The organism is Sphingomonas sp. 8AM, from assembly GCF_902506455.1.
Classification (GTDB): domain Bacteria; phylum Pseudomonadota; class Alphaproteobacteria; order Sphingomonadales; family Sphingomonadaceae; genus Sphingomonas.
In genome coordinates this window covers 1,755,091-1,769,175 of record NZ_LR733844.1, presented here as the reverse complement: position 1 = coordinate 1,769,175, position 14,085 = coordinate 1,755,091, and the positions used below count along the sequence as shown (strand labels likewise).

At 66.0% G+C, this 14,085-nt stretch carries 17 protein-coding genes and 1 pseudogene; 7 read left to right on the top strand and 11 right to left on the bottom strand.

All coding sequences use genetic code 11. The annotated features are described in order from the left end of the window. Positions 1-2: 2 nt before the first annotated feature. Positions 3-506: a protein-export chaperone SecB gene (secB, locus tag BACI71_RS08385; protein WP_159757496.1), complete on the bottom strand. Its 504-nt coding sequence runs from the start codon at positions 504-506 to the stop codon at positions 3-5. Positions 507-697: 191 nt separating this feature from the next. Between secB and BACI71_RS08380 the strand changes: the two genes are divergently transcribed. From BACI71_RS08380 to BACI71_RS08370, 3 genes are read left to right on the top strand one after another with little or no spacing between them, the layout of a single operon-like run. Next, entirely contained in the window at positions 698-1,342 is a 645-nt protein-coding gene (locus BACI71_RS08380) for a Tim44/TimA family putative adaptor protein (RefSeq protein WP_159757493.1), read from the top strand. Between the two features lie 25 nt (positions 1,343-1,367). Next, positions 1,368-2,666, top strand: a complete 1,299-nt coding sequence (gene mltA, locus BACI71_RS08375) for a murein transglycosylase A (protein WP_443018458.1) — start codon at positions 1,368-1,370, stop codon at positions 2,664-2,666. After that, positions 2,641-3,174, top strand: a complete 534-nt coding sequence (locus BACI71_RS08370; protein ID WP_236552902.1) for a Smr/MutS family protein — start codon at positions 2,641-2,643, stop codon at positions 3,172-3,174. The genes mltA and BACI71_RS08370 overlap by 26 nt, the downstream gene beginning before the upstream one ends. Here the strand turns inward: BACI71_RS08370 and dapE are convergent. After that, positions 3,157-4,320 (bottom strand): succinyl-diaminopimelate desuccinylase, encoded by a 1,164-nt coding sequence (dapE, locus tag BACI71_RS08365; RefSeq protein ID WP_159757490.1) that lies wholly within the window; start codon positions 4,318-4,320, stop codon positions 3,157-3,159. The genes BACI71_RS08370 and dapE overlap by 18 nt on opposite strands. Here dapE and BACI71_RS08360 point away from each other — a divergent pair. Beyond that, positions 4,304-4,735, top strand: coding sequence for a cupin domain-containing protein (locus BACI71_RS08360; RefSeq protein ID WP_159757487.1), 432 nt, complete (start codon positions 4,304-4,306; stop codon positions 4,733-4,735). The two genes, dapE and BACI71_RS08360, sit on opposite strands and share 17 nt — an antisense overlap. A 2-nt stretch (positions 4,736-4,737) precedes the next feature. Here the strand turns inward: BACI71_RS08360 and BACI71_RS08355 are convergent, their stop codons facing one another. After that, the gene (locus BACI71_RS08355; protein ID WP_159757484.1) at positions 4,738-5,400 is read right to left on the bottom strand and encodes a glutathione S-transferase family protein; all 663 of its coding nucleotides are present in this window, start codon (positions 5,398-5,400) and stop codon (positions 4,738-4,740) included. Positions 5,401-5,548: 148 nt separating this feature from the next. Here BACI71_RS08355 and BACI71_RS08350 point away from each other — a divergent pair, with 148 nt between their 5' ends. Then, positions 5,549-5,716, top strand: a complete 168-nt coding sequence (locus BACI71_RS08350) for a hypothetical protein (protein ID WP_159757481.1) — start codon at positions 5,549-5,551, stop codon at positions 5,714-5,716. Positions 5,717-5,875: 159 nt separating this feature from the next. On the opposite strand, the gene yihA is transcribed toward BACI71_RS08350, so the two are convergent. The 6 genes from yihA to BACI71_RS08320 form a co-directional block, all read right to left on the bottom strand. Beyond that, entirely contained in the window at positions 5,876-6,526 is a 651-nt protein-coding gene (gene yihA / locus BACI71_RS08345) for a ribosome biogenesis GTP-binding protein YihA/YsxC (RefSeq protein WP_159757478.1), read from the bottom strand. Further along, positions 6,523-8,226 carry a membrane protein insertase YidC gene (gene yidC, locus BACI71_RS08340; protein ID WP_159757475.1) on the bottom strand — a complete coding sequence of 568 codons (1,704 nt, stop codon included), beginning with the start codon at positions 8,224-8,226 and terminating at the stop codon, positions 6,523-6,525. The genes yihA and yidC overlap by 4 nt, the downstream gene beginning before the upstream one ends. 18 nt (positions 8,227-8,244) lie before the next feature. Then, positions 8,245-8,457, bottom strand: coding sequence for a membrane protein insertion efficiency factor YidD (gene yidD, locus BACI71_RS08335; protein WP_159757472.1), 213 nt, complete (start codon positions 8,455-8,457; stop codon positions 8,245-8,247). Next, a complete protein-coding gene (gene rnpA, locus BACI71_RS08330) occupies positions 8,454-8,807 on the bottom strand; it encodes a ribonuclease P protein component (RefSeq protein WP_159757469.1) in 354 nt (117 codons plus the stop codon). Before rnpA ends, yidD begins: the two co-directional genes overlap by 4 nt. Before the next feature lie 47 nt (positions 8,808-8,854). Beyond that, a complete protein-coding gene (gene rpmH, locus BACI71_RS08325; RefSeq protein WP_028056723.1) occupies positions 8,855-8,989 on the bottom strand; it encodes a 50S ribosomal protein L34 in 135 nt (44 codons plus the stop codon). Between the two features lie 87 nt (positions 8,990-9,076). Then, complete coding sequence (locus BACI71_RS08320) at positions 9,077-9,352, bottom strand: hypothetical protein (protein WP_159757466.1); 276 nt, start codon at positions 9,350-9,352, stop codon at positions 9,077-9,079. 100 nt (positions 9,353-9,452) lie between these two features. On the opposite strand from BACI71_RS08320, the pseudogene BACI71_RS08315 reads away from it, so the two are divergent. After that, positions 9,453-10,091, top strand: a pseudogene (locus tag BACI71_RS08315) (magnesium chelatase domain-containing protein); the annotation flags it as partial. A 557-nt stretch (positions 10,092-10,648) separates the two neighbouring features. Beyond that, a complete protein-coding gene (locus BACI71_RS08310; protein ID WP_159757463.1) occupies positions 10,649-11,392 on the top strand; it encodes a hypothetical protein in 744 nt (247 codons plus the stop codon). Between the two features lie 14 nt (positions 11,393-11,406). Here the strand turns inward: BACI71_RS08310 and BACI71_RS08305 are convergent, their stop codons facing one another. After that, on the bottom strand, positions 11,407-13,197 hold the full coding sequence (locus BACI71_RS08305; RefSeq protein WP_159757460.1) for a hypothetical protein: 1,791 nt from the start codon (positions 13,195-13,197) through the stop codon (positions 11,407-11,409). Positions 13,198-13,321: 124 nt separating this feature from the next. Next, positions 13,322-13,885: a recombinase family protein gene (locus BACI71_RS08300; RefSeq protein WP_159757457.1), complete on the bottom strand. Its 564-nt coding sequence runs from the start codon at positions 13,883-13,885 to the stop codon at positions 13,322-13,324. Positions 13,886-14,085 lie beyond the last annotated feature (200 nt).

Below are 14,085 nucleotides of genomic sequence, written 5' to 3'. Positions count from 1 at the left end.
GCTTACGCCTGCCCTGCGTCTTCGCTGCCAAACGACACGCCCTGCGCCTGCGCCTGCTGGAGGAACAAAGCGTTAAAGTCGATCGGCTCCAGCAGCAGCGGCGGGAAGCCACCGTCGCGGATCGCATCGGCGACGACGCGGCGCGCGAACGGGAACAGCAGGCGCGGGCCCTCCCCAAGCAGGAACGGCTGGACATGCTCGGCGGGCACGTTGCGCAGGCCGAACAGCCCGCCGTAGGACAGCTCGGCGATGAACGCGGTCTTGCCGCCGGTGGTGGCGCGGACGTCGATCTTGAGCGTCACTTCGTGCACCTCGTCGGCGACCTGCGCCGCGCCGATGTCGAACTGGACGTTGATCTCGGGCGCCTGCGGCTCCTGATAGATCGCCGGGGCGTTCGGGTTCTCGAACGACAGGTCCTTTACATATTGCGAGATCAGCCCCGCGGCCGGCGCCGTGTCGGCACCGTTGGCGAGCGGTTCGCCGCCGGCATTGCCAAATTCGTCCATCGTCCTACCCCTATCGTCAGGCCAGGCGCGCGCCGGTGCGGCGCCGCGCGGGAAAGTGTCGGGCGGTTAGCAGCGCCCCGCGGTGGTGACAATCGTCGATGCGGGCGGCCGCGGATACAATGCAGGGGTTGGGCGATTTGATGTTCGGTGCCCACGCGCCTATGTACGCACACCAGCTTACTGGAGTTGCCGTGTTCTACGTTGTCCTGCTCGCCATGGTCGCCGGCTTTCTGGCGCTGCGACTCTATTCGGTTCTGGGCAAGCGCTCCGGCCACGAACAGCCTTTGGCCAAGCCCGCCGAGGAGCGGGTGGCGTCGGTGGCGGTGCCGCGCGCGATCGAGCCCGCCGCCGAAATGCGCGAACCCGCAACGCGGCCGTTCGACAGCGCGACCGAACCGGGTCTCCGCGCGATCGTGTCGGCGGAGCCGGGCTTCGACGTCACCCGCTTTCTGGAAGGTGCGAAGTCGGCCTATCGCATGATCCTCGAGGCCTTCTGGCGCGGTGACGAGACGGCGCTGCGCGAGCTGGTCAGCGATGACGTCCATGCCGCCTTCGCCCAGGCGATCGAGGCGCGCAACGCGCAGGGCCAGGTGCTCGACAACCGCCTGATCACGATCGAGCGCGCGACGATCGTGTCGGCGGGCGTTGCGAACGGCGAGGCGCGGGTCGCCGTTCGCTTCGATGCCGACATCGCTGCGGTGACGCGCGATGCCGACGGCAATGTCGTCGCCGGCTCGACCAGCGATGCGGTGCAGACTCACGATGTCTGGACATTCGTCCGGACGGTACGTGCCTCGGACCCGAACTGGATCCTCGCCGACACCGACGAAGCCTGAGCCGAAAACGATAGGGGGTTAGGGGTTGCGGAGCAAAGCGACGCTCGCGGTGGCGGGCGCCCTGTTGATGGCCGGCTGCGTTGGGCCGGGCGGACGTTCGGTGCCGCCGTCCCCAGCTTCCCGCCCGGTCGCGGCGCGACCGGTGCCGACGACGCTGCCCTCGCGGCCACTGGCGGTGCGCCAGCCGGTCGCGTCGGTGCCGCTTCCGGCGCTCGCAGCGAACGTCGCGCCCGGCGCGACCAGCGCGGCGATGGCCGGGCTTACCCCCGCGATCGATCTGACGACCGTTCCGCTCGATCCCTCGCAAGCAAGCGCCGCGCTCGCCGCCTTCCGCATCTCGTGCCCGAGCCTCGTGCGCCGCACGGACACGTCGGGAATGACGATCCCGACCGACTGGCAGGCGGCCTGCACCGAAGCGGCGCGCACCGATCCGTCCGGGGCCGCGGCGTTCTTCCAACGCTGGTTCGAGGCGGTGCAGGTCGGTGACGGCCGGGCCTTCGCTACCGGCTATTACATTCCCGAAATCGCCGGTTCGCGGCGACCGCGCGCCGGCTATGCGCCGATTTACGGGCGGCCCACTGATCTGATCGAGGTCGATCTCGGCGCTTTCTCCCCGACCTGGACCGGCAAGAAGGTTCGCGGACGCGTCGACGGCATGGCGCTAGTTCCCTATTTTGATCGTACCGCGATCGAGGAGGGCGCCCTCAACGGCCGTGCGCCGATCCTCGGATATGCCGCCGATCCCGTCGAGCTGTTCTTCCTGCAGGTGCAGGGCTCGGGCTTCATTCGGCTCGACGAAGGCGGCGTGCTGCGCATCGGCTATGACACGCAGAACGGGCGTGATTATACCGGGATTGGCGCGCTGATGAAGAGCCGTGGGCTGCTCGGCCCCGGTCAGTCGTCGATGCAGGGGATCGTCGCGTGGCTGCACGCGCACCCCGACGAAGGCCGCGCGATCATGCGCGAGAACAAGAGCTACGTTTTCTTCCGCGAGCTGACCGGTGCTCCGCAAGGCGCGCTCGGCCTGCCGGTCAGCGGCGGCGCGACCGTCGCCACCGATCCGAAGTTCGTGCCGCTCGGCGCGCCGGTGCTGCTGTCGATGGACCGCACCGACGCCAACGGCATCTGGATAGCACAGGACACGGGCGGCGCGATCAAGGGCAGCAACCGCTTCGACACCTTCTGGGGCGCAGGCGAGGAAGCGCGCGCGATTGCCGGCGGGATGAGTGCGCGCGGTACCGCGTTCGTGTTGCTGCCACGCGGCAGCTATGCACGGTGGCGGGCAGGGCAGGCGGCGAGTGGCGGCACGACGCCTCGGTCCTGACGAGGAGGCGCTTTGGGCGCGGGTGCGCGCGACCGTGCGTGCGATGCCCGGCCGCAAGGTCGCTGCGCCCTCGCCGGAACGGCTGCCGCTGCCCGCACCGATGAAGGGGATGCCGGCTCCAAGCGTCCCTACGCCTCCACCGTCTCACGCCCGTCGCGAACCCGGTCATACGCTGGACGGCGGCTGGGACCGGCGGCTCGCGGGCGGCGTCGTTGCGCCCGATCGCACGATCGACCTCCACGGCCACACGCTCGCCAGCGCTCATGCCGCGCTGGAGATGGGATTGGGGCACGCGGTGATGCGCGGAGATCGCGTCCTCCTGCTCGTCACTGGCAAGCCGCCGCGCCCGGAAAGCCAGCGCCCGCACGTCCGCGGCGCGATCCGCGCGGCGATCCCGGACTGGCTGAAACTTTCGGCCTATGCCGGCGCGATCGCTGCCGTCCGCGGCGCACACCCGCGGCACGGTGGCGCCGGGGCGCTCTATGTGGTGCTACGCCGTCGGCGCTGAACAGGCGCGCTGGATGATCCGCGTATAGATGTCGGTCAGTTGCTCGAGATCGGCGACCGACACCGCCTCATCGGACTTGTGCATCGTCGCGTTGAGCAAGCCGAACTCGACCACCGGACAAAGCGCGCGCAGAAACCGCGCGTCTGAGGTGCCGCCGGTGGTCGACAGCTCCGGCGTGCGCCCGGTCACCTCCAGCACCGCCGCCGATACCAGCGCGGACAGCATTCCGGGCTCGGTCAGAAACGCCTCGCCCGAAATCCGCGGCGTGACGATCGCCTCCGGCGCGTGGCGATGCACGATCGCCGCCACCCGCTCGGCCAGGTCTTGTCCGCGCTGGAGATCGTTGAAGCGGATGCTGATCCGCGCCGTCGCGCGCGCCGGAATGACGTTGGTCGCCGGGTTGCCGACCATCACATCGGTGATTTCGAGATTCGACGGCTGAAACCAGTCGCTTCCCTGATCGAGCACCAATGCGTCCAGCTCGGCAAGGATCGCGATCAGTCGCGGGATCGGATTGTCGGCCAGATGCGGGTAGGCGACATGCCCTTGCCGTCCGGGCACCTCGATCCAGATGTTGACCGATCCGCGCCGTCCGATCTTCACCATATCGCCCAGCGCAGCGACCGAGGTCGGCTCGCCGACGAGACACAGATCGGGCAGCAACGCACGTTCGCGCATCCGTTCGATGAGCGCGACGGTGCCGAACGTCGCGGGGCCTTCCTCGTCGCCGGTGATGATGAGGGTCAGCCGGCCGGCGTCTGCCGGCATGCGCGACGCGGCGGCGATGAAGGCCGCAACCGCGCCCTTCATGTCGACCGCACCGCGCCCGATCAGCAGGCCGTCCCGCAGGTGCGGCGCGAAGGCATCGGCACTCCACCCGTCGCCGGGCGGCACGACATCGACGTGTCCGGCAAAGGCGAGATGCGGTCCCTGCGAACCGCGGGTGGCAAGCAGATTCTCGACCGGCCCATCCGGCGCCTCACCGCTGACGCGCCGCTCGACGGCAAAGCCGAGCGGCACCAGTGCAGCCTCCAGCACGTCGAACACCGGCCCGCGCGCCGGGGTGACGCTTTCGGCACCGATCAGGGCGCTGGCGAGTTGAACGACATCATTCACAGGGATAATTCCTATGCCGATGCTCGACATCGCCGCCGTGCCGATCGCCAAAGGAAACGACTATCCGCCGCCGTTCGCCGCCGCGGCCTCGGGCCGGCTGGTGCGCGATCTCGCCACGGCGGGCGGGCTCGAGGATTTCGTCGCCACCTATGTGACGGTGCCGCCGGGCGGCTGGTCGTCGCAACGGCATTGGCATGAGGGCGAAGACGAGATCGTCGTGGTGCTCTCCGGCAGCGCGACCCTCGTCGACGATAGTGGCGCGACCCCGATGCACACGGGCGACGTGGCGGTGTTCCGCAAGGGTGACGCCAACGCTCACCATCTTCGCAACGAAGGGGACGCGCCCTGCATCCTGTTCGCGGTCAGCCTGCCCGAATGCTCGCCGGTCCATTTTCCTGACATTGCCATGCGCTGGTCGCCCGACGCCGGCTACGAGGTCGAATGACATCAGGTGACGGGCTGCTCGAACTTCTCGATCACCCATTCTTCTTCCTGTGCGCCGGCGATCCAGTCCTGCATGAACGGATGCTGGAGCACCGCCATGACATAGGCGGCGGCGAAGCGTGGGGCGGGGAGCGAGTAGGTCGCAATCCGCGTGCACACCGGTGCGAACATGATATCTGCCGCCCCAAAGTCGCCAAACAGGAAGTCGCCGCCGCTACCGAATCGCGCGCGCGCCTGCGCCCAGAGTTCGAAGATGCGGGTCAGGTCAGCCCGCACATCATCGTCAGGCGAAACGGGCGGGTAGATCTGCCGGACGTTCATCGTGTGCTTGCGGCGCAGCGCGGCGAAGCTGGCGTGCATCTCTGCCGCCATGGATCGCGCCATGGCGCGCGCCGCCTCGTCCTCCGGCCAGAACGGCGCGCGTCCGACCTTGTCGGCGAGATAGTCGACGATAGCGAGGCTGTCCCACACAACCGCTTCGCCGTCCCACAGGATCGGTACCTTGCCCGATGACGGCGCAAACTCGTCGCCCTCGCGGCGGCGGTCCCATTCGTCGTCGTAGAGCGGGACGACCACTTCCTCGAAGATGAGGCCGGACTGCCGACACGCGAGCCAGCCGCGCAGCGACCAGGAGGAATAGGCCTTGTTGCCGATGATGAGCTTCATGCCCCCCGGAGTAAGGGTCATTGCCGCGCAGGGCAACGCCGCGCGCGTTATTGGCGAGTGACGCGTTAACCGCCCTCGTCCATCGGCTGGCAGGCATCCGCGCTTATGACGGATCCAAGAGAAGGAAGATCACCGGAGGAGCATTGCCATGGCCAGCCTTACCCCGACCGACGCCGCGCTGAGCGCCACGACGCCAGCGTTCGTACAGGCGCCGACCTTCGTCTTCGCTACCAACGCACCCGCACCAAGCCGCTCGGAAGTGCTCCGCCAGCAGATCGCAGCCGCGCGCACCGCGCGGCGTGCCACGATCTGGTAAGAAGGCTTCTGTCAACGCACGGGACCTGCTGCGGAACGCCGGTTCTTCTCTTTCGTCGATGGCCGGAAAGGTGGATCCCGGATCAAGTCCGGCATGCCGATGTTTACTCACGCCCGGCCGCGGCACCCACTGCACAGAACAGGGTGAACGCGTGATCGCTCAGCCGATCGCCTCGACCACCGCAGCGCGCAGCTCCGCGATCCCCATGCCGCCGTCACTCGAGGTGACGATGATCTCCGGATGCGCCGCCGCCCGCTTCCGCGCCTCGGCCTCGGTCGCCGCGACCGTCACCGCGAGATCGCTGGCCTTCACCTTGTCGGCCTTGGTCATCACCAGCCGATAGCTGACCGCCGCGCGGTCGAGCATTTCGAGGATCTCGCGATCGACGTCCTTGATTCCATGGCGGCTGTCGATCAGCACCAGCGCGCGCTTGAGCGCCTGCCGTCCGCGCAGATAGTCGTTCACCAGGAAACGCCACTTCTTCACGATGTCCCTCGGCGCCTTGGCGAAGCCGTAGCCGGGCATGTCGACCAGCCGGAACGCCAGCGGGTCGCCGACGTCGAAGAAGTTCAGCTCCTGGGTCCGCCCCGGCGTCACCGAGGTGCGCGCCAGCGCCTTGCGCCCGGTCAGCGCGTTGAGCAGCGACGACTTGCCGACGTTCGAACGCCCCGCGAACGCCACCTCCGGCACCTCGTCGGCGGGCAGGAACTCAAGCGCGGGGGCGGACTTCAGGAACTCGATCGGCCCGGCGAAGCGCTTGCGCGCCGCCTCGATCGCGTCCTCGTCGAAGCTGGGATTGATGTCGCTCACTTGGCGGGCGCATTCTTCAGCTGCGGATGGCGGCTGTAGAGCCACTTCTGCTGCATGATCGAGATGCAGTTGGTGGTGATCCAGTAGATCTGCAGCCCGACCGCGAACGGCGCCATTACGAACATCAGCACCCACGGCAGGATCGCGAACACCTGCTGCTGTGCCGGGTCCATCTGCGTCGGGTTCAGGCGGAACTGGAAGAACATCGAAATGCCCAGCAGCACCGGCACCACGCCGATCGCGAGGAAGTGCGGCAGCGTGATCGGGATATAGCCGAACAGGTTGAGGATCGTGGCCGGATCGGGCGCGGACAGGTCCTTGATCCACAGCGCGAACGGCTGGTGACGCATTTCGATCGTCAGCATCAGCGCCTTGTAGAGCGCATAGAAAATCGGGATCTGGATCAGCGACGGCAGGCAGCCGGCGAGCGGATTGACCTTCTCCGCCTTGTAGAGCGCCATCGTCTCCTGCTGCTGGCGCTGCTTGTCGTCCTTGTAGCGCTCTTGGATCGCCTTCATCTTCGGCTGCAGCGCACGCATCGCCGCCATGCTGGCGAACTGGCGCTGCGCGATCGGGAAGACCAGCAGACGGATCGTCAGCGTCAGGATGATGATCGCGACGCCGAAATTACCGACGAGGCGGAACAGCCAGTCGAGATAATAGAAGATTGGCTTCTCGACGAGCCGGAACCAGCCCCAGTCGATCGCATAATCGAGCTTCGTCACCGCACCCGTGTCGGTGTAGCGATCGAGCAGCTTCACCTCCTTGGCACCCGCAAACAGCTTGGCGGTCTGCGTCAACTGACGACCGGGTGGCAGCATCTGCGGCGCGGTGGTGAAGTCGGCCTGATAGGCGCTGTTGGCACCGGCGCGGAACTGCCCGTCGAAGGCGCGGCCCTGATCGGGGACGAGCGCCGCCAGCCAGTATTTGTCGGTGAAGCCCAGCCAGCCGCCGGTCGTCGTGAAGCGGGTCGGTTCCTTGTCGACGTCCTTGAAGTTCGGATTGTAATGCGCTGCACCGTTGTTGACCGACATCGGCCCGGTATGGATCGTCCAGCTGTCCGGATCCTTCGACACGCCGACGCGGCTGACGAGGCCGTACGCCGCGACCGGTACCGCCTCGGCGCCGCCATTGGCGACGGTCTGCTTGACGGTGAACAGATAGTCGTTGTCGATCGCGATCTCGATCGCGAACCGCTGCCCCTGCGGGTTGCTGGCAGTCAGCGTCACCGGCTTGCCCGGCGTCAGCACCGGCGCGGAGGCGGTCCATACCGCGTCGGCGGTCGGCGGGGTGAGGCCGTCGGCACGCCACCCGAAGCCCGCGAAATAGGCGTCGGTCGTCCCGGCCGGCGAGAAGAGGCGGATCGGCGGCGAATCCTTGGCGATCGATTCCTTGTAGCGGGTCAGCACCAGATCATCGATCCGCGCGCCCTTCAGGTTGATCGAGCCTTTCAGTGCCGGCGTGTCGATCCGCACGCGCGGGCTTTCGGCCAGCACGACGGTGCGGTCGCGGAGCGCGGCGGGCGAATCGGCGGTCGGGTCCGCGGCGGGGTTGGGCAGCGGCTTGTTCTTGCCGTCGACCATCCTGGTCGCGGGCGGGTTCGCCGTCGGGAAGACGCGGCTCTGGATCAGCGGCCATCCGAACAGGATCAGCGCCGCGATCACCGCGAACAGCACGAAGTTCTTGCTCTCGTCCTTCACCAGCGTCCCACGCTTTCCTTATGGCACCGGATCATGCCCGTGCCCGCCCCAGGGATGGCACCGCGCAATCCGGCGAATTGCCAGCCAACTACCTTTGCCCGCGCCATAGCGGCGAAGCGCCTCGATTGCATAGGCTGAACATGACGGCTGAAACCGGCACGAGGGCGGGAGCAGGACCGACGGCCCCAGCTGCCACCCGCGCGCGAGCAGGATCAGCGCGCGCGCGATCACCGTTTCGGCCGTGACCGGTTGCCGCCCGGCGCGACGCTGCGGCTCTTCGCCAGCGCCTTGGCCAGATGCTCGCGCAAGCCTGCATAATCGGAGGTCAACGCCGCCTCGCGCCCGATCAGCACGTGATCGGCGCCGGGCCAGCCATGTTCGGGCAGGATCTCGCGCGACAGCGCCCGGAAGCGCCGCTTGATGCGATTGCGCACCACCGCGTTGCCTACCTTCTTGGTGACGGTGATGCCGATCCGCATCGCCGTGTCACCATCGTCGCGCGGGTGCACCAGAAGCACGAAGCCGGGCATCGGCACCCGACGCCCGGCGTTCGTGGCCAGATACTCCGGCCGTCTGGTCATCCGCCCGACCGCGACCGAAGCCGCGGAAGGACGGGTATCCGTCGTGATTACGCCGACAGCTTCTTGCGACCGCGTGCGCGACGCGCACGGATCACCGCCCGGCCGCCGACCGTGGCCATCCGCGCGCGGAAGCCGTGACGGCGGGCGCGCACCAGATTGCTCGGCTGAAAGGTCCGCTTCATCGTTCATGTCCCGAAATCGAATGTCGAAAGGCCGCCCAAGCGGACGGCCCGAAAGAAGGACGCCGTTAAGGGAGGCTGTCGCCAAAGTCAACGCGCCGCGGCGCGTTCGCGGGCGCGGCGGCGCAACGCGCTGCGCCTGCGAAGCGCGAGGTCGACGATGCCGCCGAGTCGCGGCCAGCGCCGCTTGGCGCGCACAAACCACAGCCGGCTGCGCGGCGAGTTGCGCAGGCTCAGCACCAGCCCCGCCGCCATCGGGAACACGCCGCCGGGGCCCGGTAAGGGGGCGATCACCGCAGCGAGTAACAGCAACAGGCTGCCGAGCAGCAATTGCGCATATCGCAGGGCCGGATGGCGGCGGGGCATGCGGAAACAAGTGGCGCAGGTGTGTTGCAGTTGCAAGGCACCAGCGATCGATCCGCCGCCGAAACGGCGTCGCGAAGCAACAGGAAACGGGGTGGGGCGCATGGTCGCGATCGTATCGACGGTAGCCTATCTGGGGCTGGAGGCCCGCAGCGTCGAGGTGCAGGTGCAACTGATCGCCGGCGTTCCTGCCTTCAACGTCGTCGGGCTGGCGGACAAGGCAGTCGGCGAAAGTCGCGAGCGCGTGCGCGGTGCGATTGCCGCGATGGGCCTGTCGCTCCCGCCCAAGCGGATCGCGGTCAACCTGTCGCCGGCCGATCTGCCCAAGGAGGGCTCGCATTTCGATTTGCCGATCGCGCTCGGGCTGCTCGCCGCCATGGGCGTGGTCGATGCCGAGGCACTGGCGGACTATGTGATTGTCGGCGAGCTGGGGCTCGACGGGCGGCTGGCGCCGTCGCCAGGCGTATTGCTCGCCGCGCTCCACGCCGCCGAGACGGGCAGGGGACTGATCTGCCCCGACGCGCAGGGCAGCGAGGCAGCGTGGAGTGGCAGCATCGAGGTGATCGCCGCGCCCGATCTGCTCGCGCTGCTCAACCATCTGAAAGGCCACGGCCTGCTGGCGTTGCCGAAGCCGGGCGAGGTCGTCGAGGCGCGCACCGGCCCCGACCTGCGGCAGGTGAAGGGGCAGGAGGTTGCCAAGCGCGCGTTGGAGATCGCGGCGGCGGGCGCACATAATCTCCTCAGGTTGTGAACGCAAGACCTCTAAGGCGGCGAGTGGGAGCTGCATCTGCGGACTGTTCTCGAAAGCGCAAAAGGGTTGTGACGGGTGGATTTTTCGCACTAGCCGGCAAGTCGTGAAGGGCCGGGGCCACAGATGACAAGCGATCGAGGTATGGAGAGCCTAAAAAGGCAATTGCACGTCTTGGAGGTCGCTGCGGCGTACCTAGGACCTCACTACCCCGCCCGGCGCTTGCAGGCCTTGTTCTACATCGCCAAGCACGAGCCGGTGCTCTACCAGCGCCTATGGGTAGCCGTAGACTCCCTAGAGGCCACAGTCCGCCGCGACATCGACGCGTTAACCGGTGAGCGCACGGGGGCTCCGCTGGTGGTTGAGCGACCCGGTGACAACGTCGGCCGCCATAAAGTGTACTGGTTGACGGATAGGGGGCGAGAAGCCGTCTGGGCAATTGCCGCCGCCGTTACGGGGTGAGGGCCGGCGAGGATAGTTATCGTTCGCCTTGACACAAGCCGCCGCAACAATGTCTAGCTCATGCGGAGAAACAGAAGAGGCGCTGACTAGTGAGTGAGACGACGTCACTGATTTCGGATGTGCTTGTGCCCTACGAGACAGTTAAAAGAAATCCGCAACCTAACGTGCTGTTGCAGGTCGCGTGGGCAAATTATTGGGGCACAGAATACGGCAGCAGTGCGTTTTGGTTCGCGTATTCGCAGTATTTGGAGAAGTTTGAGCGACTGTCGGTAGAGATCGTCGCGAGAGCAAAAGATGATCGGTCTCGAAGCCTATTCCTGTCGGCGATCAATAAGCTTAAGGGCCCCCTTGACGCATCTTACTTAGGCAGCTCTGTTTCAAGCTTGGCGGGCCTTGATGAAACCTTCAACATCATACATCTTGCAAATAGCATTATTCCCGAGAAAGCTGCTCCAACTATAGAGGTCGCCACGCTGCAAGCTGTCGTAGCGCGGCTAGTGGAGCTTCGGGAAGGTTTGGCTGAGTCAGAGATTGATGTTGATCTAAAGACATTTCTTCGATCTCAGCTGGTATTCCTCGAGTGGGCGGCTGCCAACTTTGAGGCTTTAGGTATAGAGGGGCTTTCTAAGGCGTACGGGATGGTGGCATCGGAAGTGGTTAGGACTTGGGGCGTAGCCGCCACGAGCGAAGACGTAAGCTCTGATCCATGGTGGGGCAAGGCTCGTGCGACGCTTAGGCTGATCGGCGAGGGCGTAATCTGGTCCGAGAAGGTAGCGGGCGGCGCTGACAAGCTATTGGGTTTCCCCGAACATCTATCCAAGGCTATCACTTAGGCCGCCCCGGCGAATTAGCGGAGGAGGTCCCTCACATTGAAGCCGCCGCCTGGATAAGGCCTGAACGAGGGGCGCCGAAGTTGGAAGCTTAAGCGACTCTCCTCGATCCACAACGCGTCAAGTGCTTCTTTAACCGCACCGTCCAAGAGGAGCCGAGAAAGGGCCGGCCGCTGCAAGCTGAGCGCCTCGGTCACCTCGCCCTTTCGCACGACGGCTTCGGGGGATGCCTCGAAAAGGTCGGTCAGGTAACGAACCAATTGACCCTTGCGGCCTCCTAGTTCCGCCGATGCTCCTGGCGCCCAGGCGCGGCGCTGGTGACCCGGGAAGCATCTGTCGAGCACGGCTCGAAGGTTTAGGCTTGGCGACATGCAAAGATAGACCTGACAGGCCCCGGCAACGCCATCCTGAGCCGCGCGGGCGTGAGAGCGGCAGACTGCTTGCAGGATGTTGTGAGCCACCTCGCCCTCCCGGAGCGCCACACGCTCTTCCTCAGTAAGCTCCGGCACTTTCCCGTCGCCAATCGCCGCCGCAGCCACCGCCTCGTAGCCGTGCTCTCCGTAGTCGGGGTAGCCTACGAGAACGATGTTGGGAACGTGAGCAAAGGCGTTGGTGCCGTGATGGCGCCCCCAAGTCAGCCCGTGGACGCGATCGGCAACCTCGGGATCGAGCTTGAGGCGCACCTCGGGCACAAGCGTTCCGACGTCCTTGTAGTGGACGATGAGCCACTCCTCGGCCGGCTGGTTACAGATAGCCTCGACGATTGCCTCGACGATCGGTCGGCGGGCCTTGGCGTCCGCCAGTGTCCGCTTGCCGGCGGCATGTCGCCACACATGGACAGTCATGTCGCTGTAGTCGTTCACTGCTGATGGCAATCTGGTGAGCGAGGCCGTGCGGCTCTCCCACAGTCGATAAGTCTCACGGACCCGCCCGGACGCATCAAGGACCACGGCGGGTGCGAAGTCGGCAGGAAGCGTGGGAGCAGCGCCAGCTAGTCGAACATCGCCGCCGAAACTGATTACGCGAGCCTCGTGTCCCGCGAGTGCTGCCAGCTCCGCGGACCCTACATGAGCCGACGCCTTTCCCCAGCCTCCGCCCAGGTCCTCGGGTATCGTCAGGACGTCGCTAGGCGGCGCGCTCCAAGCCTTGACCATTGTAGACTGCACCGACGCCGCCATGGCCTTCCTTGAGGCCCTGAGCGGTCCCAGGAGGGCGCCGAGGTCATCGACCTTCACCGTCTTCTCTTCGCCGGGGAGAATGCTCTCGTCCCAGACCCGAAGCGCTCTCGGCGCACCCTGATAGAAGAAGGCGGGCAGGGCGTTCATCGTAGACTTCGCCCCGCGAGCGGCAAGGCGCTGCTGGGTCGTGAACATGATCGGCGCCTGATCGTGGAGCGCCTCTGGAGCCCCCAAGGCATTAGTTGCGGGATCACTCGTGAGAACGGCAACCTCGTTTCGGTCCAGACCGGCGCTCACGAGGTAGGCCTCAATCTCCGCTAGGCGGGACACGAGCACGAGAACGCCGTTGGCTGGAAGGAATCCGGAAGCCTTGTAGGCCCGTAGGAACATGGCAACTGCGAGGGACTTGCCGTTCCCCGGATCGACTGCGGACAGGTAGAAGGACGGGGGCAACTCGCCCTTCAAGCCGGCTTCCATGCTCGTGAGGACGGCAGAGAGGGCCATCTCGGCGGGCGGAGACAAGTTGGACCCGAATGAGGTGAGGGCGGCCTTTAGGTTCTTAAGGGCCTTCTCGGCTAGGACCGATCCGCTACAGAGCCTTAGGGCCGCTTTGGGAGTTACCATTATCATGCTTGTACATCCCCCTTATAGGGACTTTTGGTAACTTCAAGCTGAAGGGGATCGTGAGGGTTGATAATCACGGTCCAACCATGAGGACCTCTCGGGCACGTAAGGGGCCTCGCTCCTCGTGTCCTTACCGCGCGACCTCGCTGGCCTTATCAAGGGCCCGGTAGACGCTGGCACGGTTGATGTTGAGCTTACGCGCGATCTCGCTGGGACTCACGCCCTCAGCTTTCAGTTGGCGGATGCGAGCGCCATCGATCGTGGCTGGCCGGCCCTTATAGACCCCAGCGGCCTTAGCCTTGGCGACGCCCTCCATCTGTCGCTCGCGCCGCAGGGCCGTCTCAAATTCGGCGAAGACGCCCAGCATCTGGAGGAAGGCCTTGCCGGCCGGCGTCGAGGTGTCCACCGGCTGCTCGGTCGCCTTGAGGGCCACCCCGCGGGCCCGCAGGTCGCCCACAATGTCCTCCAGGTCCTTGACGGACCGCGCAAGGCGATCGATGCGAGTGACCACGAGCGTATCCCCAGCCTGGAGGAAGGCCAGCACGATCTCCAGCTCGCTTCGGTCCTGACGGCCTGCGCCGCTCTTCTTCTCCGAGCGAATGATGTTGCATCCGGCGGCCCTCAGCGCCTCCTCCTGGATCGAGCAGTCTTGGTCCTCGGAGGAAACTCGTGCGTAGCCGATCACGTTCGCCATCGTCGATCCTGTTGCATATGGGTCTAAGATGTAATGCTTTTGCCTGTCGCATAAATGCTCGTCAATCCAAAATGCGACGGCGATGTGTCGCATTGAGGTGAATGCGCGAGGGTGTACCCGAAAGCGACAGACCGCGACCTAATATCATCCGTGTGTGGCAGGCCCGGCCCAGCGGGGGCCCAATGGCGCCGAGTAGGGCC

Excerpts from the sequence above, each read along its gene's own strand:
- secB (WP_159757496.1), bottom strand. The coding sequence starts at position 506 with ATGGACGAATTTGGCAATGCCGGCGGCGAACCGCTCGCCAACGGTGCC.
- BACI71_RS08360 (WP_159757487.1), top strand. The coding sequence starts at position 4,304 with ATGCCGATGCTCGACATCGCCGCCGTGCCGATCGCCAAAGGAAACGAC.
- dapE (WP_159757490.1), bottom strand. The coding sequence starts at position 4,320 with ATGTCGAGCATCGGCATAGGAATTATCCCTGTGAATGATGTCGTTCAA.
- BACI71_RS08355 (WP_159757484.1), bottom strand. The coding sequence starts at position 5,400 with ATGAAGCTCATCATCGGCAACAAGGCCTATTCCTCCTGGTCGCTGCGC.
- BACI71_RS08350 (WP_159757481.1), top strand. The coding sequence starts at position 5,549 with ATGGCCAGCCTTACCCCGACCGACGCCGCGCTGAGCGCCACGACGCCA.
- rnpA (WP_159757469.1), bottom strand. The coding sequence starts at position 8,807 with ATGACCAGACGGCCGGAGTATCTGGCCACGAACGCCGGGCGTCGGGTG.
- rpmH (WP_028056723.1), bottom strand. The coding sequence starts at position 8,989 with ATGAAGCGGACCTTTCAGCCGAGCAATCTGGTGCGCGCCCGCCGTCAC.
- BACI71_RS08320 (WP_159757466.1), bottom strand. The coding sequence starts at position 9,352 with ATGCCCCGCCGCCATCCGGCCCTGCGATATGCGCAATTGCTGCTCGGC.
- BACI71_RS08305 (WP_159757460.1), bottom strand. The coding sequence starts at position 13,197 with ATGATAATGGTAACTCCCAAAGCGGCCCTAAGGCTCTGTAGCGGATCG.
- BACI71_RS08300 (WP_159757457.1), bottom strand. The coding sequence starts at position 13,885 with ATGGCGAACGTGATCGGCTACGCACGAGTTTCCTCCGAGGACCAAGAC.